This is a genomic window from Salinarimonas soli (genome assembly GCF_008386575.1).
Taxonomy (GTDB): domain Bacteria; phylum Pseudomonadota; class Alphaproteobacteria; order Rhizobiales; family Beijerinckiaceae; genus Salinarimonas_A; species Salinarimonas_A soli.
Genome location: NZ_VUOA01000170.1, coordinates 1 through 371, shown reverse-complemented (window position 1 = coordinate 371; position 371 = coordinate 1). Strand labels below are relative to the sequence as shown.

General features: G+C 44.7%; 1 protein-coding gene. It reads left to right on the top strand.

Annotated elements, in window-relative coordinates:
* Nucleotides 1-94: 94 nt before the first annotated feature.
* Nucleotides 95-371, top strand: a 277-nt coding sequence (locus F0L46_RS27765) for a hypothetical protein (protein WP_210247698.1), incomplete at its 3' end; no start/stop codon positions are given.

Sequence of the window (371 nt, the reverse complement as noted above, 5' to 3'; positions counted from 1 at the left end):
TATTTAGTTAGCATTCATACTATTCCAATCATTGTACCAAAAATACTTTACTAAGACACATTATTACAGTTCTCACGACGCATTCTGATCAACAATGGGCAAAGATGATAAAGAAGATACAGGATTCGGATTCAAGGACAAGGCGAAGGCTGAGGACACGCTGCGGCTCCTGGAGGAGCACGACCTGAACTACAGGAGGCTGACAGTGAGAGGACTTCTCGGTAGAGCGAAGAGGGTTCTGTCAATGACGAAAGCAGAAGAGAAAATCAAAAACATCAAAGAGGCCATGGAGGTATTCGAGAACTGGCTCGCGGACCTCGACAAGAACAAGGAGCGAAAAGAAAAGCCCGAAAAGAAAGAGAAGAAAGACG